Origin of the sequence: Methylobacterium sp. XJLW (genome assembly GCF_003254375.1) — a bacterium.
In the GTDB taxonomy this organism is placed as follows: Bacteria; Pseudomonadota; Alphaproteobacteria; order Rhizobiales; family Beijerinckiaceae; genus Methylobacterium; species Methylobacterium fujisawaense.
Map to the genome: position 1 here is coordinate 2,759,604 of NZ_CP016429.1, position 18,733 is coordinate 2,778,336.

Genomic DNA, 18,733 nt, shown 5'->3' on the forward strand with positions numbered 1-18,733 from the left:
GCGCACGGCCGCTGTTTTGCGGCTTCGGTCCGTGCCGATCCAACCACGTTGCTGGCGTGGCGCCTATGTGTTGCGGAACGGTGCGATGGTCAAGCCTTGGGCATGATCCTTGTGTGGGCAGAGGGCCGATCCGCACCGGGTTCCCCGACGCGCGGCCGCTCCGGAATGGCGGAGCTACTCGACCGGGAGAGCGGTGGCCTCGCGCACGGGGGCCGCGGCCGGGGCGCGGCGCGGCGTGGCGGCGGCGAGCATCTGCAGGGACGGGCGACGCGGCGGCAGCGGCACCTCGATCGCCTCGACCGCCGCCTCGTTGGCCGGTGCCGAAGCGGCGGCCGGGGACATCGGAGCGGATGCTGCCGTGGCCTGTGGCGAGAGCCGGAGTTCCGCGATCTGCGCCGGCGCGGCCTCCGTCGCCGCCAGGGCGCTCCCGAGACCCGCGGGTCGACGCGGCGGCAGCGGCACCTCCACGGACGGAACCGCCGCCGCCTGCGCGGCGGCCGGAGTCGCCGCAGAATTCGCGGCTGAAGCCGCGGCGGGATCTAGGGACAGGCTGGCGAGCTCGATCGTGGTGCCGGCCAGGGCGGCCGGTCGACGCGGCGGCAGCGGCACCTCGACGGCCTCGGTCGGGACCTCCGCCACTGCGGCCGCGGTGGGCGCGTAGGCCAGGGCTGAGGCCGCCGCGGTGTTCCGGGTCTCGGCGGCACCGCCGCTGAACAGGCTCGCCAGGGCGCTGGCCGAGGCCGCGACGGGCGCCACCACCGCCGCGACTTCCGTGGAAATGCCCTGGCGCTTGGCTGCGTAGTAGTAGCCGCGGTTATAGTATTGATACGCTTGGCCGAGATTGCCCTTGGCGGTCCGATAGGCGCCGGCAAGATAGGCTACGCCGTAGCGAAGGTTGGTTTCGGGATCGTACAGGCCGGCCGCATCGCCGGTGTAGCCGAGGCTGCGGGCAGTCGCGTGCTTGATCTGCATCAGGCCGAGGGCGCTGCCGCCCTTGGCCCGCGGATTGTAGTTGCTCTCGCGCTTGACGACGGCGTGAACGAAGCTTGCCGGCACGCCGTTCGCCTTGGCCTGCTGCTCGATCAACGCGTCGATATTGTCGTGCGCGCTCTGCCCGAAGGCGGCTGCGGGCACGACCGCGAGGACGGCGGCCAGGATGAGGCGATGCATTCCGAGACCCGGTGCTGCTTGTTCTGTGGTCAAGCTAGGTCACGGGGAAATGAGGCCGGAAAGCGGCCCCGGTTCGGCAGCCTGTGGGCGGCCGGGGTGTCGGGAGCGTTTGTGATCCGCGGGCCACAGCGACGCGTCACGCGGCGGCGCGGCGATCCAAAGGGATGCCTGGGGCGGCGGCCGGGCGGTCAGGGAAGGAGGAAGCGCTCGACCGCATGGGCGAAGCCGTCCGCGTCGTTGCTGTCGGTGACCGCGCGCGCAGCCGCCTTCACCGCCGCTTCGGCATTGCCCATCGCCACGGAGAATCCGCTGTGCGCGAACATCGGACGGTCGTTGCCGGCGTCGCCGAAGGTGGCGATCCGCTCCGGCGGGATGGCGAGATGCGCGCTCATCCAGGTGACGAATCGCCCCTTGTCGAGATGGGGTGGCGTCACGTCGAGGTAGTATTTCTGCGAACGGTGGATGGTGGCTTGACCGGCCAGGGCCGAACCGATCCGGGCTTCGCAGGCTGCCAGATGGGCGTGGTCGCGGCTGACGCCGACGATCTTGGCTGCGCTCCCCATGAGTGGGCCGAGATCGGCGACGACGCGGGGCTCCGCGCCGATCGTGCGGCGTTCGAGGTCGGCATAGGGGCCCTCCGGATCGCGCAGCCACCACGCCCCCTCGGCGAAGACCCAGACGTCCAGTCCCTCGGCCAACAGCCGGTCGAGGGCCGACCGGGCCGCCGCCTCGGGGATGGTCCGTTCCTCGATGGTCGAGAGGTCCGGCCGCACGACGCTCGCGCCGTTGAACGCCCCCATCGGCAGGTCGAGCTGGAGTTCGGCGACCAGATTCCGCAGCCCGATCGGCGGCCGGGCCGAGGCGATGCTGAAGCCGATGCCGGCCGCTCTCAGCCGCCGGACGGCCGTGACCGTCGCCTCGGTCAGGCGCTTGTCGCCGGTCACCAGGGTTCCATCGACGTCCGAGATCACCAGGGCGATGCCCGAAGCCTTGCCGGATCCTGCAATCATCCGCTCACTTCCCAACCGTATCCCGGCGCATTTCGGCCGCGAGTTCCGCGACCACCCGGTCGGCAATGGCCTCGGGCGATTCGCGGATGCCGACCGTGATCGGGTGTTCATCGGCCCCCGGAATCTCCAGGGCCGCAAACTGGCTGTCCAAGAGACGCGGCGGCATGAAATGGCCCTGCCGCTCGGCGAGGCGCTGCGCGATCAGGGTCCGGTCGCCGTCCAGATAGACGAGGCGAATCCGCTGGCTCCCGCGGGTGAGAACGTCCCGGTACGCGCGGCGGAGGGCCGAACAGGCCACCACGCCCGACTCGCCAGCGTCGAGGCGCTGCTGGATCCAAGTCGCAATCCGGGCCAGCCAGGGCGCGCGATCCGCATCGTCGAGGGCGAGGCCCGCATGCATCTTCGCCACGTGCTCCGGCGTGTGAAAGCTGTCGCCGTCCACGAAGATCCAGCCAAGCGTCTCGGCGATCAGCGCCGCCACGGTGCTCTTCCCGGAACCCGAGACGCCCATGACAACGAGCACCTGACCGGCGGCGGCCGTTCCGGCATCCGGCGCCGGCTCCGATTGGGACGTCATCCGGACCACCCTGGCTCCGAGGCGCGTCGGGGCGCTGCCCCTCACATCAATAGGAGCGGGTTTCCAGAAGGGAAGATCGCCGGGGATGCAAACGGGCCGCGGCGCCCGCAGGAACCGCGGCGCGGCCGGGCGCGTTCACCCGCAGACGCCGAACATTTAGGGAACATGAATCGCATGACTAGCACAACCGCGAAGGCAACACCGAAGGCCGGCCGGGGTACCGGATCGCATCAGGACGCTACGGAGAACCCCAAGACCGACCCGAAGGACGTGTCGAACCAGATCAAGGATCCGGATCAGTGGACGACTGGCGGCGAGCCGATGACCGGCGCGCAGGCCTCCTATCTGAAGACGCTCTCGGAAGAGGCCAAGGAGCCGGCGGCGTTCGATCCTGACCTCGACAAGGCCGAAGCCTCGAAGCGGATCGACGACCTTCGCCACAAGGCCGGCCACGCCTGAGCCAAGCCGGGCGCGTTTCCCCCGGCGCGCCCGTCGCCGTGTACGTCCGGGCGGCGTATCCCGGCTGGAATGGACAAGGTGGCCTGTTTCGAACACCTCGTTAAGCCGGCGGCAATGGCGAGAGGTTATCCCCCATGCAGCGCGTGAGGCCGCGCGGGCAGCGGGACTGAGAAGGCACGTTCGACCATGGATGAGCCGGGCGGCGGCGAAGCAGGACGGCGTGCGGTACGGGTCCGGACGGCGTTCGGCTTGACGGATCGGATTCGTGCCGAGGCCGTACGGTTCGCCCGCGACGTCCACGGATCCACGGCAATGGAATACGCCCTGCTCGGCGGCATGATCTTCCTCGTCGCCGTCGGCAGCATCCGGTACTACGTGTCCCGCGTCAGCGTCGTCTACGGCGACATCACCGCGGCAGTCACGCAGGGAAATTGAGCCGATCGGTTGCGGGATTGTCTGCCATTGGGCTGGAACGGCCAATGTGCGGCCGCTGATGACGTCCCGATTTGTATCTCGATATTGCGACCGCGGGCGAACGCCCGGCATTCGTCGTCTCGATGCCCCGAAAAAGCTGTGCTTAACGAGGATGACTTCGCAGTCTTGGCCGTGCCGGCCGGAGTGTGGCTCACCCGCTACGGACACCTGGGCCGCCATGGGCTAGGCACGGGCTCGGCAATACCGATGGGCAACATCTGGATGCGCAAACTTCCCCTTGTCCTGCTCGCCGTCACGGCGATGTCGGGCTGCACGTACCTGCCTGCGGCGGGTCCGACGGCGAGCGCGATCCAGGCGGGGGCGGAGGTGGCCACCGCCGACGGCGGCCTGATCGCCCGCTACGAGATCATCGACGTCACGCCCTCGGTGGTCGAGGCCCTGCGCGGCCGGCCGCTGGACAGCCTGCTCGCCTCCTTCGGCGACCACCGCCCTCCTCGGAGCCGGTGATCGGCGTCGGCGACATGGTCTCGGTCTCGATCTGGGAAGCCGGGTCGGGCGGCCTGTTCTCCGGGCCGCTGGTGGCCGACCGCTTCTCGGCGGGCTCCAAGTCCGCCCTCATCCCGAGCAGCCCGTCGGGCGCGACGGCGCCATCTCGGTGCCCTATGCCGGCCGCATCAAGGTCGCCGGCCGCCGCACCCAGGACGTCCAGGCGCTCATCGAGAACGAACTCGCCGGCAAGGCCATCCAGCCGCAGGTGCTGGTCTCGGTCACCCGGCCGATCAGCCAGGCGGTGACCGTCACCGGCGAGGGCGCCGCCGGCGCCCGCCTGCCGCTCTCGGGCCACGGCGACCGCATCCTCGACGTCATCGCCGCCGCCGGCGGCAACCGCGCGCCGGTCAACGAGACCTTCGTGCGGCTCTCGCGCGGCCCGGTGACCGCGACCGTGCCGCTGACCACGGTGGTGTCGAACCCCAAGGAGAACATCTACCTGCGGCCCAACGACGTGCTCACCCTGGTGCGCGACCCGCAGACCTTCATCGCGGTGGGCGCGCTGGGCAACAGCACCGAGCTGCCGTTCCAGGCCGACGGCATCACCCTGGCCCAGGCGCTGGCCAAGGCGCGCGGCCTGTCGGACTTCGCCGCCGACCCGGCCGGGACGTTCATCTTCCGGTTCGAGCCGGCCAGCGTCGTGCGGCGCCTCAGCCCCAGCTCGCGGCTGCTCGGCACGCCGCTGGTGCCGGTGGTCTACCGGATCGACATGCGCGATCCCAACAGCCTGTTCGTCTCCCAGGCGTTCCGCATGCGCAACCGCGATCTGGTCTACGTGTCGAACGCGCCGTTCACCGAGGTCCAGAAGGTGCTCACCGTCTTCAGCGGCATCACCGGACCGGTCTCCTCCGCCGCCTTGGCCTACTCCTACGCCAAGTAGGAGGCGGTCCGCATACGGGACAGCGGCGGAAAAAAATCGCGTTTCGCCGCGTCCTCGCGTATGGGCACAGGGTGCGGGGCGGGATCGGGGCTACGGAGCCGCATCCGCCGTCGCGCTGACCCGCCGCGCAAGGATGCCCAGAAGAGCCCGATGAAGATCGGACGTTTCGTCCCCGCCCACGGGCCGCTCCGGCCCGCACTGATCGCCTTGAGCCTGTGTCTCGCGTTCCTGCCGGCCACTCCTGCGGCGGCCGACGTGGTGATCGGCGTGGCCGTCCCGCGGTCGGGGCCCTACGTGGCGGTCGGCGAGCAGGTGCTGCGGGGGGTCGAGGCTGCGGCCCGGGACGCCAACGCCATGGGGGGACTCGACGGCCAGCCCGTCACCCTCGACGTGCAGGACGATGCCTGCGATTCCAACACCGCCACGGCGGTGGCCAACCATTTCGTGCGCGGCAACGTCCGGCTCGTGGTCGGCCATGTCTGCTCCAACGCCTCGATCGCCGCCTCCGACATCTACGCCCAGAACGGCGTGGTGATGATTTCCGCGGCCTCGGTTGCGGCGCGGCTCACCGACAGGGGGCTGCCGACGATCTTCCGGGTGTGCGGGCGCGACGACGATCAGGCCCGCCTGTCCGCCGCCGTTCTGGCCGAGCGGTTCCGCGACCGGAAGATCGCTCTCATCCAGGACCAGACGCCCGCCGCCCGCAGCCTCGCCGCCGCCACGAAGGACAATCTCAACCGCATCGGCGTGAACGAGGCGCTGTTCCTGTCGTTCTCGCCCAGCGACGCCGACGATTCCGCCCTGGCCGACCGCCTCAAGGGCGCGGGGATCGAGGTCGTCTATTATGGCGGCGACGCCGCCGAGATGGGCCGCTTGGTGAAGATCGCCGCGGACCGGGGCTACCGGCCGCAATGGTTCGGCACCTCGGCCATCGCCACGCCGGATTTCGCCAAGACCGCCGGATCGGCGAGCAACGGCGTGCTGATGACCTTCTACCTCGACCCGAGCCGGCAGCCCGCCGCCGCGGCCGTCGTGAAGGCCTTCAAGGCTGAGGGCGTCGATCCCACCGGCTCGACGATCTACGGGTATGCGGCCATGCAGGCCCTGGTTGCGGCCGGCAACTTCGCCCATTCAACCGAGGCGCGCCCCATCGCGCAGGCGTTGCATACGGAGCGGTTCGATCTCGTGCTCGGCACGGTCGGCTTCGACGCCAAGGGCGACGTCACCGCGCAGGGCTACGTGCTCTATGTCTGGAAGGACGGGAGCTTCACGCCGGCCGGGAAGTGAGCGCCCCGCCGCTCACAGCGCCTGCGCGGCCTCGACCTCGGCGCCGCGGCCGAGACCGCGCAGCAGCTCGGCGAGATGCGGGCGGACCTGCAGTTGCAGAGCGTGCAGCCGCCGCACCGCCGCGCTGAGCTGTCCCTCCCGATTCAGCATCGTGTCGGCGAAGCTGATCATGCGCGCATTCGGCCAAGCGGGCTCGCGCAGGGCGTGGAGACGCTCGACCAGAGCGGCGGCGGGGGTGGCGGGCTCGGCCTGCGCGAACAACATCAGCAGCGCCGCGGTGGAGCGCGACAGGCCGTAATGGCAATGGACCAGGAGATGGCCGGCGCCGTCGAGGTGCCGCCCGAAATCGAGGATCGCCCCGACATGCTCGGGCTCCGGCGGGGTCAGGCCTTCGCCCGGGGCGAGGCAATCGTGGAACCGGAGGGTCGTGCGGGCATGGGCGCCGTAGGCGGTGAAGGCCTCGGGCTCCGGCGTTCCGGGATCGAGCAGCGACAGGACGTGGCTGACGCCGCGGGCGCCGTGGCCGGCCAGCTCCTCCAGGCCGCAGACGGTGTGCAGGGTGACGGCGGGCTCGGTTCGCATCCCCGGCGCCTAGCACGGGCGGAGGCCGGTTTCGAGGCGCGACGGAACCGCCCCGGCGCCCGCGGCTTTCGAGTACCGGCACGGACGTGCTACCTGCGACCTCCGATCCGGCCCCGGTCGGACCGGATCTGCTCGGACGAGATGCCGTTGGACGAACCTCACCTCGCGCGATCCCCCTCGGCCGGGACCCGGCGCCGGAGCGTGCTGACCGCCGGCCTCGGCGCGGCCGCGGCGCTCACCGGGCCGCTCGCCGCCCCGGCCCGGGCCCAGAGTGCCCCGGAATTGCGCTGGCGCCTGTCCTCCGCCTACGCCAAGACGCTCGACATCCTGTACGGCGCCCCCGAGGCGCTCAGCCGGATCGTCGCCGAGGCCACCGACGGGCGCTTCCAGATCCAGGTTCAGGGCCCCGGCGAGCCGGTGCCGGCCGACGGGCTGCTCGACGCCGTGGCCGCCGGCACCGTCGAGATGGGCCATGGGCCCGCGACCCTCGGCATGGCCAAGGATCCGACCTTCGCGCTGGCCACCGCGGTGCCGTTCGGCCTGAACGCCCGGGGCGCCGCCGCGTGGTGGCTGGCCGGGGGCGCGGCCGAGCTGTTCGGCGAGATCTTCGCCAAGGCCGGGCTGGTCTGCCTGCCGGGCGGCAATACCGGCGCGCAGATGGGCGGCTGGTTCCGCCGGGAGATCAAGAGTCTCGCGGACCTCCAGGGCCTCAAGTTCCGGATCAGCGGCATGGGCGGCCAGGTGCTGACCAAGTTCGGCGTCCAGCCGCAGGCGGTGCCGGGACCCGAGATCTACGCGGCGCTGGAGAGCAAGAAGCTCGACGCCGCCGAGTGGATCGGCCCCTACGACGACGAGCGGCTCGGCCTGCAGAAGGTCGCGCCGATCTACCACTATCCCGGCTTCTGGGAGGGCGGCGCCATGCTGCACTTCTGGTTCAACGCCGAGGCGTGGAAGGCGCTGCCGAAATCCTACCAGGCGATCCTCCGGGCCGCCGCCGCCGAGGTCGGCGCCGACGTGCAGGCCAAGTACGACGCCCGCAACCCGCAGGCCCTGCGCCGGCTGGTGGCCGGGGGCGCGCAGCTGAGGCCCTTCCCCCAGGACGTCATGGAAGCCGCCCTGAAGAACGCCAACGACGTCTACGCCGAGATCGCCGCCAAGAACGCCGATTTCCGTCGCGTCTACGAGGCGATGCGCACCTTCCGCAACGAGGAGTACCTCTGGTTCCAGGTGGCGGAATACACCTACGACAACTTCATGATCCGCGCCCGGGCGCGGGGCTGAAGCGCGCGCCGCCGCAGGGGATCCGGCTCCGGCCTCGGGGGCCCCGTCAAAGATGGGGATGCCGGGGCCGCGCGCGATTGCAACGCGAGGGCGGCCGGCTCTAGCGTCCGGCACGGCTTCGGCGAGGGAGACGGCTGCATGTTCGGGACGCTGCGGGTCGGATTGGCGCTGCTCGGGGCGGCCTTGCCCCTTCAGGCCGTCGCACAATCGGCCGCCAACCTGACGGCCCTGCGCGGGCTGGTCCCGGTGGCGCGGTTGCAGGCCTCGCCCGCGGGCAAGGCGGCGCTCGACGCGAACCTGCAGGTCACCGGCGACATCCAGACCGGCGACCTCAAGCAGCCGACGCTCCTGCCGTTCCCGGAGCAGCAGCAGCTCGCCCTGCGGGACTGCTTCATCACCGACGGCAACGCCGCCGGCCTCGCGGACGGTCTGGGCACGACCCTCGCGCAGGCCTACCAGGCCAAGGCGACCTACAGCGACTACAAGACCTTCACGAGCATCGCGCCGGCGGTGGCCAACCTGATCGGCTACACCAACAACGTCACCAAGTCGGATTCGAATTCCGGCAAATACTTCTTCGCCAACGCCACCACCAACGGCAAGACCCCGGTCACCGACGCGGCTGCCGCGATCCTGGCGGACGGCGCCGTGACCGACGTGTTCGGCAAGGCCTATGACCGGCCCGCCGGCAGCCCCGGCGCCGACCGCTACGGCAATTCGCGCCCGTTCCAGACCCTGCCGCGCCTGCGGGCCTATCGCGGCCAGGATTACTTCGGCGCTCCGTCCCACAGCCTCGACTGGTTGCGCGGCCCCGCGCAGGATCTCGTCAACAGCCCGTCCTATCCGAGCGGCCACACCACCTACGGCTACACCGAGTCCATGGTGCTCGCGCTCCTCGTCCCCGAGCGCTACCAGCAGATGGTCGCCCGCGCCGCCGAGTACGGCAACGACCGGATCATCGTCGGGGCGCATTACGCCATGGACGTGCTGGGCGGCCGGGCGACCTCGCTGCACGCCCTGGCCCATCTGCTCGCCAACGATCCGGTCTATGTCGGCCAGATCCGGAAGAATCCGGCCGTCCTCGATCAGGCGACCGCCGAGGCCGACAGGACGGTGGGCGTGACCGATTACCGGGCGCTCCTGGCCGAGGCCCGCGCGGCGATGGCCGAGGCGCTGAAGGCCGGCTGCGGCGATACGGTGGCGGCCTGTGCCGCAAAGGATACGGGCCGGTTCAAGGACCCGGCCGCCAACGCGGCCTTCTACGCGGCGACCCAGACCTACGGCCTGCCGGTGGTGCACCCGGAGACCGCCGGCCGGCAGGAGGATGTCGCCAAGATCGCCCCGGAGGCCGGGCACCTGCTTACCGCGGCCTTCCCGGCGCTGACGCTGGACGAGGCCAACGCCATCCTCACCGAGACGCAGGGACCGGGCGGCGGCTTCCTCGACGACGGCTCGGAATTCGGCGTCTACGCCCGCCTCGACCTCTATACGGCGGCCGGCAAGGCCGCCGCGCTGGCGGCGCAACGGGCGGGTACCAGCGCGACGCGCTGAGAGGCCGGCGGTTGCGCCCGCTCCCTCCACCCGGGCCGGAACGACGGCACGCCGGCGCGGCCGGCGCCGTCGGGACAGGGCCGAGGGCGCCGCCGCGGATCCCGGCGCCGCCGCTTATGGCGTCCGCTTGCGCAGAACGAACTGTCCCAGGGCCAGGAACTTCTGCGCCCGCTTGCCCGTGTCGACCTCGGTGGTGAACACGTTGCCCTGCGAGTCGACCGCGAGGTTGTGGACCCAGTGGAACTGGCCTGCCATGCGCCCGTTCCGGCCGAAGGCGCCGACCACCTCACCCGTATCCCGCGCGAGCGTGCGCACCTCGTTGTTGGCCCCGTCGGCATTGAGCAGGTAGGTCTCGTCAGCGTCCGGCCAGAGGGCCAGTTCCCAGACCGAGCCGTTGGCCCGGGTGTTCTTCTCGACGAGGATCTCCTTCACGAAGGTCCCGTCCTTTTTGAAGACCTGGATGCGGTCGTTGGTCCGGTCGCAGACATAGACCAGCCCGTCCCGGGCGATCCGCACGCAATGGACCGGGTTGGCGAATTGCCGGGACGGGGCCGCCGCCGGATCGTAGGGGCCGAGCTTGTCGTCGGTCGGCGGCTTGCCGTAGGCGCCCCACATCCGCTTGAACGCGCCCGTGTCCCGGTCGAAGACGATGATGCGGTGATTGAAGTAGCCGTCCGCGACGTAGACCTCGTTGGCCGCCATGTCGAAATCGACGTTGGCGGGCTTGCCCAGGCGGGTCGTGTCCTGGCTGTCGGTCTGCGGACCGGACTTGCCGATCTGCAGGACGAACTTGCCCTCGGGGGTGAATTTCAGGAGCTGGCCGTCCTGCTCGCCGTTGCCGGCGATCCAGACGAAGCCCTGGCCGTCGATCTGGATCCCGTGCTCGTTGGACGGCCAGTCGTAGCCGGTCCCGGGGCCGCCCCAGCTCCGCAGCAGCGTCCCGTCCTGGGCGAATTCCAGAACCGGCGGGGCGGGCCTGCAGCATTTCGTGCGCGGCGGATCGAGGCTGGCCGCCTTCTCGTCGTCGGTGAGCGTCCGCGGCCGCTGGACCACCCAGACATGATCCTGGGCGTCGACGGCGACGCCGGCCGCCTGACCCATGATCCAGTCGTTCGGCAGCGGCTTCGGCCAGGACGGGTCGACCTGGAACCGCGGCGGCTCCGCGGTCGCAGGGCCCGCGAGGGCGAGCAGGCAGGCGAGCGCCGGCAGGGCGGTGACGATTCTCATGGCGTGTCCTCCGGCGCCTGTCCCGGCGCTCACCGCCAGTCTGGCGGCCGGGTCCGGCGGGATCCAGCGGGACGCACGCGCTTCGGTGACAGAGGCTGCCCGACCACCATCCGGACAGAAAAAAGGCCACTCCCGAAGGAGCGGCCCGAAGTCTAGGGAGGAAACGCCCAAGAAGGGCTGCGAGAGGGCGACGCCATCGCCTTCCCGCGCTGCACAATCTGCGCCCCTGGACGGAAAATTCAAGGGCATTCAGGACAGCAGGGCTGTCCTTTGTGTGCCCGCGCACGCATCGCCGCAGGCCTGTGTTGAAAATGTCGCAGATCGGTCGGCCCGATCGAAACCTGCTTTGTGTCCACGGAATCCGATCGATCATTGCGCAAGCCGCTGATGAATCGCGATTTTGCAGGATCGAACCCGGGCCCGGCCCGAGGGTTCGACTGCGGCTTTTCATCCGCGCCGTCCGGACGGACGAATTGCCCGAACGCTCTACCTTCTCCAGCCAAGTTTCCGGCGCGGCGCGCTAAGCAAGGGGCAGGTCAGCATGGCGATCCAGGGTGAGCGGATCCGGATCCTCAACGATGTCGAGCCCCGCGGAGACGGCGCCTACGTCCTGTACCTGTTGCAGCAGGCCAACCGGGCGACGTTCAACCCGGCCCTCGAACTCGCCATCGAGGAGGCGAACCGCCTCGGCCTGCCGGTGGTCGCCTGCTTCGGCCTGCTCGACGGCGCCAGCGGCTTTCCCGAAGCCAATGCCCGGCACTACGCCTTCCTGCTGCAGGGTCTCGCGGATGCGAAGGCGGGCCTGGAGAAGCGCGGGATCGGCTTCGTCATGCGCAAGGTCTCGCCCGCGCAAATCGCCATCGACCTCGCCGCGGACGCGGCGCTCCTCGTCCTCGACCGCGGCTATCTCGCCATCCAGAAGGGCTGGTACCGGGAGATCGCCGAGGCGGTGACGACGCGGATCGTCCAGGTCGAGGGCGACGTCGTCGTGCCGGTCGAGACGGCCTCGGGAAAGCACGAATACGCCGCCCGGACGCTGCGGCCGAAGCTGAACCGGCTGTGGGACCCGTTCATCGCGGCGCTGAAGCCCCGCACGGTGAAGCACAAGGCCGATCGCCTGAAGCTGAAGAGCGCGGTCGACGTCTCCGATCCGGAGGCGGTACTCGCCGGGATGAGCCTCGACCGGGCGGTCGGGCCGGTGAAGCGGTTCACCGGCGGCGAGACGCAGGCCCGCAAGCGCCTGAAGGCGTTCCTGAAGGATGGGTTTGCCGGCTACGGCGCGGGGCGCAACAGGCCGGAGGCGGCGGCCGCCTCGCACATGAGCCCGTACCTGCATTTCGGGCAGATCTCGCCGGTCGAGATCGCCCTGGCGGTCCGGGAGGCCGGGATCGGCGATTCCGACGACCGCGGTGCCTATCTGGAGGAGCTGATCGTCCGGCGTGAGCTCGCCATGAACCACGTCTTCTACACGGAGGGCTACGACGACTACGACAAGGCCGTCCCGGACTGGGCGCGCAAGACCCTGGCCGAGCACGCGACGGACGCGCGCCCGCACGCCTACTCGGAGAAGCAGCTCGCCGCCGGCGAGACCCACGACCGCTACTGGAACGCCGCGATGCGCGAGATGCGCGAGACAGGCTACATGCACAATCAGCTGCGGATGTACTGGGGCAAGAAGATCCTCGAATGGTCCCCGTCGCCGAAGGAAGGCTTCGCCCGGACGCTGCGGCTGAACAACCGCTACTTCCTCGACGGGCGCGATCCGAACTCCTTCACCAACGTCGCCTGGGTGTACGGCCTGCACGACCGGCCCTGGCAGAAGCGCAAGATCTTCGGCACCGTGCGGTATCAGAGCGAGAACTCGCTCAAGAAGTTCGACGCCAAGGCCTATGTGCGGGCCGTGGAGACGCTCTGCGCGGCCGAGGGGTGAGGGGGCGCGCCGCCCGTCCGGCGTTTTCCGGGCGCAGGAGCATCGTCGCAATCATCGCGCGACGGCGCGCCCGGTCCGTGCGGTCCCCCACCGTATTGCAACGCTTTCTTCGGCCGGATCCCGGGTCTCAGCAGCACACAGGTTTGTGAAGAAACGCTGTCCCGGCTCCGGGTGTTTCGAGCGCACTTCCGGCTCCTCGCAAACGGCCGGACATCATCCGGTGACATCTCGGTCCGACCGAGACCGGATCATCGCTATAGCTTGCGACTGAAAGGAGGACGACGATGCGAATGAAGCTTGCAGGCGCAGCACTCCTCGCGCTCGGAACCTTGACCGCCACGGTCGGCACGGCGGACGCCGCCCAGGGCTGCGGCCCGGGCTTCCACCGGGGCTGGTCCGGCTGGTGCAAGCCGAACTGGCGTCCCTACGCCTACCGCCCGGTCTACTACGCCCGGCCGGTGGTCTACGGCTGGCACCGTCCCTGGGCTTGGCGCCGGGTCGGCTGGCACCGCCCCTGGGGCTGGCACCATCATGGGGGCTGGCGCCGGGCCGCGTGGCATTACCGCTGGTGAGCGGTGGGGCCGGCACGCGCGTGCCGGCCTCCCTTGAAACGGGTCTTTCCTCGACCGTTGCGCTATAGCGTCCGCTCCGGCTGCGCGGACGAGGTGCTCTTTCATGGTCGAGATGCGGGACGACGTTGGGGACACCAGGGATGCCCCGCCGCCGCAACGCTCGCGCTACCGCCGCTCGATCATGCGCCTGCGGTCGGCCTCGATGGAGGCCTTTCCCCTCTGGCGCGGGCGCCTGCTCTTCCTGGTCGGCGGCATCGGCGTGGGCCTCGCCGCCGTGCTGATGGCCAAGGGCGCCGACCTCGCGCAGGACGGGTTCCGGCGCCTCACCGCGCCCTCGCCGCTGATCGCCCTGGTGCTGACGCCGGCGGGCTTCGCCCTCGCGGCGCTCCTGGCCCGCACGGTCTTCCCGAATTCGCAAGGGTCGGGCATCCCGCAGGTGATCGCCGCCCGGCATGCCCGGGACGCGCGCTTCCGCTTCTCCCTGATCTCGCCGCGGGTGGCGGTGGGCAAGGTGCTGGTCCTGTTCCTGGGCCTGCTCTGCGGCGCCTCGGCGGGCCGCGAGGGGCCCACCGTGCAGGTGGGCGCGGCGATCATGGCGGCCTTCGGGCGCCTGACGCCCGAGCGCCTGCCCGGGCTGCTGCTCGCGGGCGGCGCGGCCGGCGTCGCGGCGGCCTTCAACACGCCGCTGGCCGGCATCGTGTTCGGCATCGAGGAACTGGGCCGCGCCTACGAGGCGCGCTCCTCGGGCCTGATCGTCGCCGGGATCGTCGCGGCGGGCCTGACCTCCCTCGGGCTTCTGGGCAATTACACCTATTTCGGGACGACCGATGCCGCCCTGCCGCTGGCGGCGGCCTGGATCGTGCCGCTCGTCGCCGTGGTCGGCGGCCTCGCGGGCGGGCTGTTCAGCCGCGTCGTGATCCTGTTCGCCCGCGGCCTGCCCGGGGCGGCCGGGCGGCTGATCCGGCGGCGGCCCGTCGTGTTCGCCGCGGGCTGCGGGCTGTGCGTCGCCCTCTGCGGCCTCGCCTCCGGGGGCGCGGCCTACGGGACCGGCTACGAGGAGGCCCGGGCCATCCTCCACGGGGATGCGGCGGCCGGCTGGACCTACGCGCCCCTGAAATTCGGCGCCACCGTGCTGAGCTCGATCAGCGGCATCCCCGGCGGCCTGTTCGCGCCGTCCCTGGCGGTCGGCGCCGGCCTCGGCGGCACGGTCCACGGCCTCCTGCCGGACATGCCCGTGGGCGCCGTGGTGCTGATCGGGATGGTGGCCTACCTGACCGGCGTGCTGCAGGCGCCGATCACCAGCTTCGTCATCGTCACCGAGATGACCCAGAACCACGCGATGGTGATCCCGCTGATGGTCGCGGCCCTCCTGGCCGACGCCGCCTCCAAGGCGGTCTGCCGGGGCGGGCTCTACCACACCCTGGCGGAGATCATGCTGGAGCGCGCCGACGTGCCGGCGCAGCCCGTGGCGAAGACCGGTTGACCTCACGTAAGACTATAAGCGGCGCGGGCCGGAATCCGCGGAACGGTCTCGCTTGGCGTCGGTTGAGGCAGGAGCGACAGGCCCCGCGCCGGGCCGCAGCCGGAGTGACGTCATGACCCTTCTGAAATGGGCCCTCATCTGCTTCGTGATCTCGCTGATCGCCGGCGGTCTCGGCTTCACCGGCATCGCCTCGGGAGCCGGCTCGCTGGCCCGCATCCTGTTCGGGCTGTTCCTGGTCATCGCCATCGTGATCGTGGTCATCGCCTTCGCGGTCGGTCAGGCGGTCTTCTGAGGCCGGCGCTGTGCGCGGCACGGTCTGCCTCGTCACCGGGGCGACCGGCGGCATCGGCTACGAGACGGCCCTCGGGCTCGCGCGCCTCGGCGCGCGGGTCGCGATCGTCGGCCGGGACGCCGGGAAGCTGCAGGCCTGCGCCGATCGGATGCGCGCCGCGGTGCCCGGTGCCGCCGTGGAGCCGCACTGCGCGGACCTGTCCGCGCAGGCCGAGATCCGCCGGCTCGCCGAGACTCTGCGGGTGGCCTATCCGCGCCTCGACGTGCTGGTGAACAATGCCGGCGCGATCTTCGACCGGCGCACGCTGACCGCCGACGGCATCGAGCGCACCTGGGCGCTCGACCATCTGGGCTACGTGCTCCTGACCCTCGAACTCCTCGATCCCCTGAGGCAAGCGGCGGCGGCCGGCGGAAGGCCGCGGATCGTCAACGTCGCCTCGGCGGCCCATTACCGGGGGCATATCGACTTCGACGACATCGAGGGCGCCCGGCGCTACCGGGCGATGGGGGCGTATGCCCAGGCCAAGCTCGGCAACGTGCTGTTCACCTATGCCCTGGCCCGCCGGCTGCGCGACAGCGGCATCACGGTGAACGCCCTCCATCCGGGGGTGGTCAATACCGGCTTCGCCAAGAACACCGGCGGCCTGTTCGGCGCGGCCTGGGCCCTGATGCGGCCGTTCCTGATCACGCCCGAGAAGGGCGCACGGACCTCCCTCCGCGTGGCCAGCGCCCCTGACCTCGACGGCGTCAGCGGCCGCTACTTCTCGCACGGGCAGCCGAAGGTCTCCTCGGCCGAGAGCCGCGACGAGGCGGTGCAGGAACGGCTCTGGGCTCTCAGCCTCCAGCAGGTCGGCCGGAGCGACTGAACGGCGCGCCCGTCCCGATGGACGCGCCGGCTGGCAGCAATGGTCTCGTGGAGGCGGACGAGACCTTCAGACGTGACCTTCATCGGCGTTGAGCCCGGCAAGCCGAAAACACGTCAGGTCGAAGCACGAACGACCGACGATCCGGCGGCACACCCGCAACGCATGGTCCGCCCTCGGCCTCCCTAATGGGGGGCCTCGCCGAGGATTTCCCCCGTCTTGGGATCTAGCTCGAACTTCATTTTCTGTCCGTTTTTGATCCCTTCGCCGTCCCAATGCCCATCGTCGGCCTCGATTTTCGTGATCGACGTGTAGCCCGACGATAGAAGCTTGGCTTTGACCTGTTCCACCGGCATCCAGTCCGGCCCCGGCTGATCGGCCATGGCGGTGACGGGCGCGCTTGCGCCGAGGGCAAGGACGAGTGCGAGTATCGTTCGCTTGATCATTGTCTGTATCTCATGAGGTCACGCAGAGAATGATCTAGGGCGCCCCAGTCATCCGGGGGGTATCGCATCGTCATTTTCTGCCGGCCGCTTCAGTCACCGGCCCTGGCGGACGGCCGAACGATAGAATTGCCGTTCCGAAAGACTGAGCCAATGTCGCGACGCCGCTCTCGTCGCGATGCAGGAGATGGCCGAACTCAGGCCTGTCTCGCAGACGCCGCGTCCTTCGAAGGGGGCAGCCGTGCAGGCGTGGAACAGGCCGTCATCGGGACGAGCCGGGCGACCCTGACCCTCGCCCGAGAGGGCACAAGGGACGCAGCGCCCCGCGGGCGATGACGTGGGTGGTCGCAAGCGCGGCGATCTCCGCCACGAGATCGGGGGCACCGCACGTTCTCATGGCCGTCCCGGCGAGGGGCCGACCCTCCTCGCCCGGATGCTCGACCGGCCGCCGTCTGATGCGTCCCCGCGTGAGGACGCGGGATCGACGCCGCGATCCGGCTTCGCCGCTTCAGATGCGAGACCTGCGGGCCGGGGGCCCAGCGAGTCCCGTTCAGGCCGCCCGCCGCACCGTGTGGTCGCCGTGGTGCTGGATCTCGATGAACACCCGGGTCACGTCGGGGCTGCGCGCCTTCAGCGCTCGGTCGAGACGGGTGACGAGGCTCTCGACATCCCCGGCGCTGAGGTCGTCGGCCATGTCGATGCTGAGATTGACCAGGATGTCGGAGGGGCCGAGGTGCTGGGTCAGCACCTCGTTGATGTGGAGCACGCCCGGCTCGGCCCGGGCCAGCTCCGTGATCGCCGCGACGATCTCGGGATCGGCCGCCTCGCCGATCAGAAGGCCGTGGGTCTCGACCATGAGGAACACCGCCATGCCGACGAGCACGAGGCCGATGCCCACCGATGCCCAGCCATCGAGGCTTGGCATCTCCAGGATATGCGACAGGGCCACGCCCGCGAGCGCGATGACGAGGCCGATCAGGGCGGCGGTGTCCTCGGCGAGCACCGTGAACAGGGTCGGATCCTTGCTGCGCCGGATCGCCCGCACGGCCGAATGCTGGCCCTTCTCGGCCCAGAACTGGCGCATCGCCACGAAGAAGGAGGTGCCCTCCGCCGCGATGGCGAAGCCGAGGATCCCGACATTCACCCAGAGGCCCGGCAGCCGATAGCCGAACAGCTCGGCATCGACGTCCGGCTCGGGATGGCGGATCCGCTCGATCCCCTCGTAGATCGCGAAGAGGCCGCCGCCGAGGAAGATCATCAGCGCCACCACGAAGGCGTAGAAGTAGATCTCGCGCCCGTAGCCGAACGGGTGGCGGGCATCGGCCGGGCGCCCGGCCCGCTTCATGCCGACGAGCAGCAGCACCTGATTGGCCGTGTCGACCACCGAGTGCACGCCCTCGGCGAGCATCGCCGTCGAGCCGGTCAGCGCACCGCCCACGAACTTCGCCGCCGCGATGGCGAGATTGGCCCCCGCGGCCGCGTAGATCGCCCCCGTGCTCTCGTGCGCCATCCGGAACTCCTTGCGCGCGCCGCGTGCCGACCTGCGCGCCTCGTTGGAAGCCGGACCGACGGAGCCCGGCACGGCGCTGCGGCCGCGGCGAGGCAAGCGTTGCGGCAGGCCGCTTGTTCCCGTGTGGACGCGGGTGGGTGGCCCGTGCAACCTGCAACCGCTCGACGACCGCTCACGGAGACCCGGAGGCAGCATGGCCGACGCCCCCTACGATCCCGACAACATCTTCGCCAAGATCCTGCGGGGCGAGATCCCCTGCCACCGCGTCTACGAGGACGACCATACGCTGGCCTTCATGGACGTGATGCCCCAGGGGGAAGGCCACACCCTGGTGATCCCGAAGGCGCCGGCCCGGGGCCTGCTCGATGCCGATCCGGAGTCGCTCGGCGTCCTGATGGCGCGCGTCCAGAAGGTCGCCCGCGCCGTGAAGGCGGCGTTCCAGGCCGAGGGGCTGACCCTCTTCCAGTTCAACGAGCCGGCCGGCGGCCAGACCGTCTTCCACCTGCACGTCCACATCATCCCGCGGCGTGAGGGCGTGCCGCTCAAGCGCCACGAGGGCGGGATGGCCGACAACGCGGTTCTGGCCGAGCATGCCGCACGCATCCGCGCGGCCTTGGAGGGGCAGGGCTGAGG

18 protein-coding genes and 1 pseudogene are annotated in these 18,733 nt (G+C 70.5%); 12 read left to right on the forward strand and 7 right to left on the reverse strand.

Annotated elements, in window-relative coordinates; all coding sequences use genetic code 11:
* Nucleotides 1-174: 174 nt before the first annotated feature.
* The 3 genes from A3862_RS12815 to A3862_RS12825 all read right to left on the reverse strand — a co-directional run bounded on the left by A3862_RS12815 (nucleotide 175) and on the right by A3862_RS12825 (nucleotide 2,757).
* Nucleotides 175-1,170, reverse strand: a complete 996-nt coding sequence (locus A3862_RS12815) for a lytic transglycosylase domain-containing protein (RefSeq protein ID WP_043759076.1) — start codon at nucleotides 1,168-1,170, stop codon at nucleotides 175-177.
* A gap of 188 nt (nucleotides 1,171-1,358) precedes the next feature.
* Nucleotides 1,359-2,180 (reverse strand): Cof-type HAD-IIB family hydrolase, encoded by an 822-nt coding sequence (locus A3862_RS12820; protein ID WP_043759069.1) that lies wholly within the window; start codon nucleotides 2,178-2,180, stop codon nucleotides 1,359-1,361.
* Nucleotides 2,181-2,184: 4 nt separating this feature from the next.
* Nucleotides 2,185-2,757, reverse strand: a complete 573-nt coding sequence (locus tag A3862_RS12825) for a gluconokinase (protein ID WP_052083670.1) — start codon at nucleotides 2,755-2,757, stop codon at nucleotides 2,185-2,187.
* Nucleotides 2,758-2,931: 174 nt separating this feature from the next.
* Between A3862_RS12825 and A3862_RS12830 the strand changes: the two genes are divergently transcribed.
* From A3862_RS12830 to A3862_RS12845, 4 genes and pseudogenes are all read left to right on the forward strand, one after another.
* A complete protein-coding gene (locus A3862_RS12830; protein ID WP_043761416.1) occupies nucleotides 2,932-3,216 on the forward strand; it encodes a DUF3072 domain-containing protein in 285 nt (94 codons plus the stop codon).
* 186 nt (nucleotides 3,217-3,402) lie between these two features.
* Nucleotides 3,403-3,651 (forward strand): hypothetical protein, encoded by a 249-nt coding sequence (locus A3862_RS12835; RefSeq protein ID WP_043351125.1) that lies wholly within the window; start codon nucleotides 3,403-3,405, stop codon nucleotides 3,649-3,651.
* Nucleotides 3,652-3,912: 261 nt separating this feature from the next.
* Nucleotides 3,913-5,080: pseudogene (locus A3862_RS12840) on the forward strand (polysaccharide biosynthesis/export family protein).
* Between the two features lie 150 nt (nucleotides 5,081-5,230).
* A complete protein-coding gene (locus A3862_RS12845; RefSeq protein WP_043387790.1) occupies nucleotides 5,231-6,367 on the forward strand; it encodes a branched-chain amino acid ABC transporter substrate-binding protein in 1,137 nt (378 codons plus the stop codon).
* A 12-nt stretch (nucleotides 6,368-6,379) separates the two neighbouring features.
* On the opposite strand, the gene A3862_RS12850 is transcribed toward A3862_RS12845, so the two are convergent.
* Nucleotides 6,380-6,949, reverse strand: coding sequence for a tyrosine phosphatase family protein (locus A3862_RS12850; RefSeq protein WP_043759068.1), 570 nt, complete (start codon nucleotides 6,947-6,949; stop codon nucleotides 6,380-6,382).
* A gap of 147 nt (nucleotides 6,950-7,096) precedes the next feature.
* On the opposite strand from A3862_RS12850, the gene A3862_RS12855 reads away from it, so the two are divergent.
* Together A3862_RS12855 and A3862_RS12860 are read left to right on the forward strand one after the other, a co-directional pair.
* Nucleotides 7,097-8,230, forward strand: a complete 1,134-nt coding sequence (locus A3862_RS12855) for a TRAP transporter substrate-binding protein (protein WP_236952723.1) — start codon at nucleotides 7,097-7,099, stop codon at nucleotides 8,228-8,230.
* 138 nt (nucleotides 8,231-8,368) lie between these two features.
* Entirely contained in the window at nucleotides 8,369-9,781 is a 1,413-nt protein-coding gene (locus A3862_RS12860; protein WP_043351132.1) for a phosphatase PAP2 family protein, read from the forward strand.
* A gap of 114 nt (nucleotides 9,782-9,895) precedes the next feature.
* Here A3862_RS12860 and A3862_RS12865 read toward each other — a convergent pair whose 3' ends face one another.
* A complete protein-coding gene (locus A3862_RS12865) occupies nucleotides 9,896-11,008 on the reverse strand; it encodes a hypothetical protein (RefSeq protein WP_111473630.1) in 1,113 nt (370 codons plus the stop codon).
* Nucleotides 11,009-11,549: 541 nt separating this feature from the next.
* On the opposite strand from A3862_RS12865, the gene A3862_RS12870 reads away from it, so the two are divergent.
* From A3862_RS12870 to A3862_RS12890, 5 genes are all read left to right on the forward strand, one after another.
* Complete coding sequence (locus A3862_RS12870) at nucleotides 11,550-12,938, forward strand: deoxyribodipyrimidine photo-lyase (RefSeq protein ID WP_043387797.1); 1,389 nt, start codon at nucleotides 11,550-11,552, stop codon at nucleotides 12,936-12,938.
* Between the two features lie 284 nt (nucleotides 12,939-13,222).
* A complete protein-coding gene (locus tag A3862_RS12875) occupies nucleotides 13,223-13,510 on the forward strand; it encodes a GCG_CRPN prefix-to-repeats domain-containing protein (RefSeq protein WP_043351140.1) in 288 nt (95 codons plus the stop codon).
* Between the two features lie 103 nt (nucleotides 13,511-13,613).
* Entirely contained in the window at nucleotides 13,614-14,993 is a 1,380-nt protein-coding gene (locus tag A3862_RS12880; RefSeq protein WP_053611052.1) for a chloride channel protein, read from the forward strand.
* A 112-nt stretch (nucleotides 14,994-15,105) separates the two neighbouring features.
* The gene (locus A3862_RS12885) at nucleotides 15,106-15,285 is read left to right on the forward strand and encodes a DUF1328 domain-containing protein (protein WP_043351142.1); all 180 of its coding nucleotides are present in this window, start codon (nucleotides 15,106-15,108) and stop codon (nucleotides 15,283-15,285) included.
* 10 nt (nucleotides 15,286-15,295) lie between these two features.
* The gene (locus tag A3862_RS12890) at nucleotides 15,296-16,150 is read left to right on the forward strand and encodes an SDR family oxidoreductase (RefSeq protein ID WP_043759062.1); all 855 of its coding nucleotides are present in this window, start codon (nucleotides 15,296-15,298) and stop codon (nucleotides 16,148-16,150) included.
* Between the two features lie 182 nt (nucleotides 16,151-16,332).
* Here A3862_RS12890 and A3862_RS12895 read toward each other — a convergent pair whose 3' ends face one another.
* Nucleotides 16,333-16,593: a PepSY domain-containing protein gene (locus A3862_RS12895; RefSeq protein ID WP_100794007.1), complete on the reverse strand. Its 261-nt coding sequence runs from the start codon at nucleotides 16,591-16,593 to the stop codon at nucleotides 16,333-16,335.
* Nucleotides 16,594-17,140: 547 nt separating this feature from the next.
* Nucleotides 17,141-18,100 (reverse strand): cation diffusion facilitator family transporter, encoded by a 960-nt coding sequence (locus A3862_RS12900; RefSeq protein ID WP_043351145.1) that lies wholly within the window; start codon nucleotides 18,098-18,100, stop codon nucleotides 17,141-17,143.
* A 193-nt stretch (nucleotides 18,101-18,293) separates the two neighbouring features.
* Here A3862_RS12900 and A3862_RS12905 point away from each other — a divergent pair, with 193 nt between their 5' ends.
* The gene (locus A3862_RS12905) at nucleotides 18,294-18,731 is read left to right on the forward strand and encodes an HIT family protein (protein ID WP_043387800.1); all 438 of its coding nucleotides are present in this window, start codon (nucleotides 18,294-18,296) and stop codon (nucleotides 18,729-18,731) included.
* The last annotated feature ends 2 nt before the right edge of the window (nucleotides 18,732-18,733 follow it).

What these genes read in the sequence shown, in the direction of transcription:
- A3862_RS12815 (WP_043759076.1), bottom strand. Translation starts at nt 1,170, where the DNA reads ATGCATCGCCTCATCCTGGCCGCCGTCCTCGCGGTCGTGCCCGCAGCC.
- A3862_RS12820 (WP_043759069.1), bottom strand. Translation starts at nt 2,180, where the DNA reads ATGATTGCAGGATCCGGCAAGGCTTCGGGCATCGCCCTGGTGATCTCG.
- A3862_RS12825 (WP_052083670.1), bottom strand. Translation starts at nt 2,757, where the DNA reads ATGACGTCCCAATCGGAGCCGGCGCCGGATGCCGGAACGGCCGCCGCC.
- A3862_RS12830 (WP_043761416.1), top strand. Translation starts at nt 2,932, where the DNA reads ATGACTAGCACAACCGCGAAGGCAACACCGAAGGCCGGCCGGGGTACC.
- A3862_RS12835 (WP_043351125.1), top strand. Translation starts at nt 3,403, where the DNA reads ATGGATGAGCCGGGCGGCGGCGAAGCAGGACGGCGTGCGGTACGGGTC.
- A3862_RS12845 (WP_043387790.1), top strand. Translation starts at nt 5,231, where the DNA reads ATGAAGATCGGACGTTTCGTCCCCGCCCACGGGCCGCTCCGGCCCGCA.
- A3862_RS12850 (WP_043759068.1), bottom strand. Translation starts at nt 6,949, where the DNA reads ATGCGAACCGAGCCCGCCGTCACCCTGCACACCGTCTGCGGCCTGGAG.
- A3862_RS12860 (WP_043351132.1), top strand. Translation starts at nt 8,369, where the DNA reads ATGTTCGGGACGCTGCGGGTCGGATTGGCGCTGCTCGGGGCGGCCTTG.
- A3862_RS12865 (WP_111473630.1), bottom strand. Translation starts at nt 11,008, where the DNA reads ATGAGAATCGTCACCGCCCTGCCGGCGCTCGCCTGCCTGCTCGCCCTC.
- A3862_RS12870 (WP_043387797.1), top strand. Translation starts at nt 11,550, where the DNA reads ATGGCGATCCAGGGTGAGCGGATCCGGATCCTCAACGATGTCGAGCCC.
- A3862_RS12875 (WP_043351140.1), top strand. Translation starts at nt 13,223, where the DNA reads ATGCGAATGAAGCTTGCAGGCGCAGCACTCCTCGCGCTCGGAACCTTG.
- A3862_RS12880 (WP_053611052.1), top strand. Translation starts at nt 13,614, where the DNA reads ATGGTCGAGATGCGGGACGACGTTGGGGACACCAGGGATGCCCCGCCG.
- A3862_RS12885 (WP_043351142.1), top strand. Translation starts at nt 15,106, where the DNA reads ATGACCCTTCTGAAATGGGCCCTCATCTGCTTCGTGATCTCGCTGATC.
- A3862_RS12895 (WP_100794007.1), bottom strand. Translation starts at nt 16,593, where the DNA reads ATGATCAAGCGAACGATACTCGCACTCGTCCTTGCCCTCGGCGCAAGC.
- A3862_RS12900 (WP_043351145.1), bottom strand. Translation starts at nt 18,100, where the DNA reads ATGGCGCACGAGAGCACGGGGGCGATCTACGCGGCCGCGGGGGCCAAT.
- A3862_RS12905 (WP_043387800.1), top strand. Translation starts at nt 18,294, where the DNA reads ATGGCCGACGCCCCCTACGATCCCGACAACATCTTCGCCAAGATCCTG.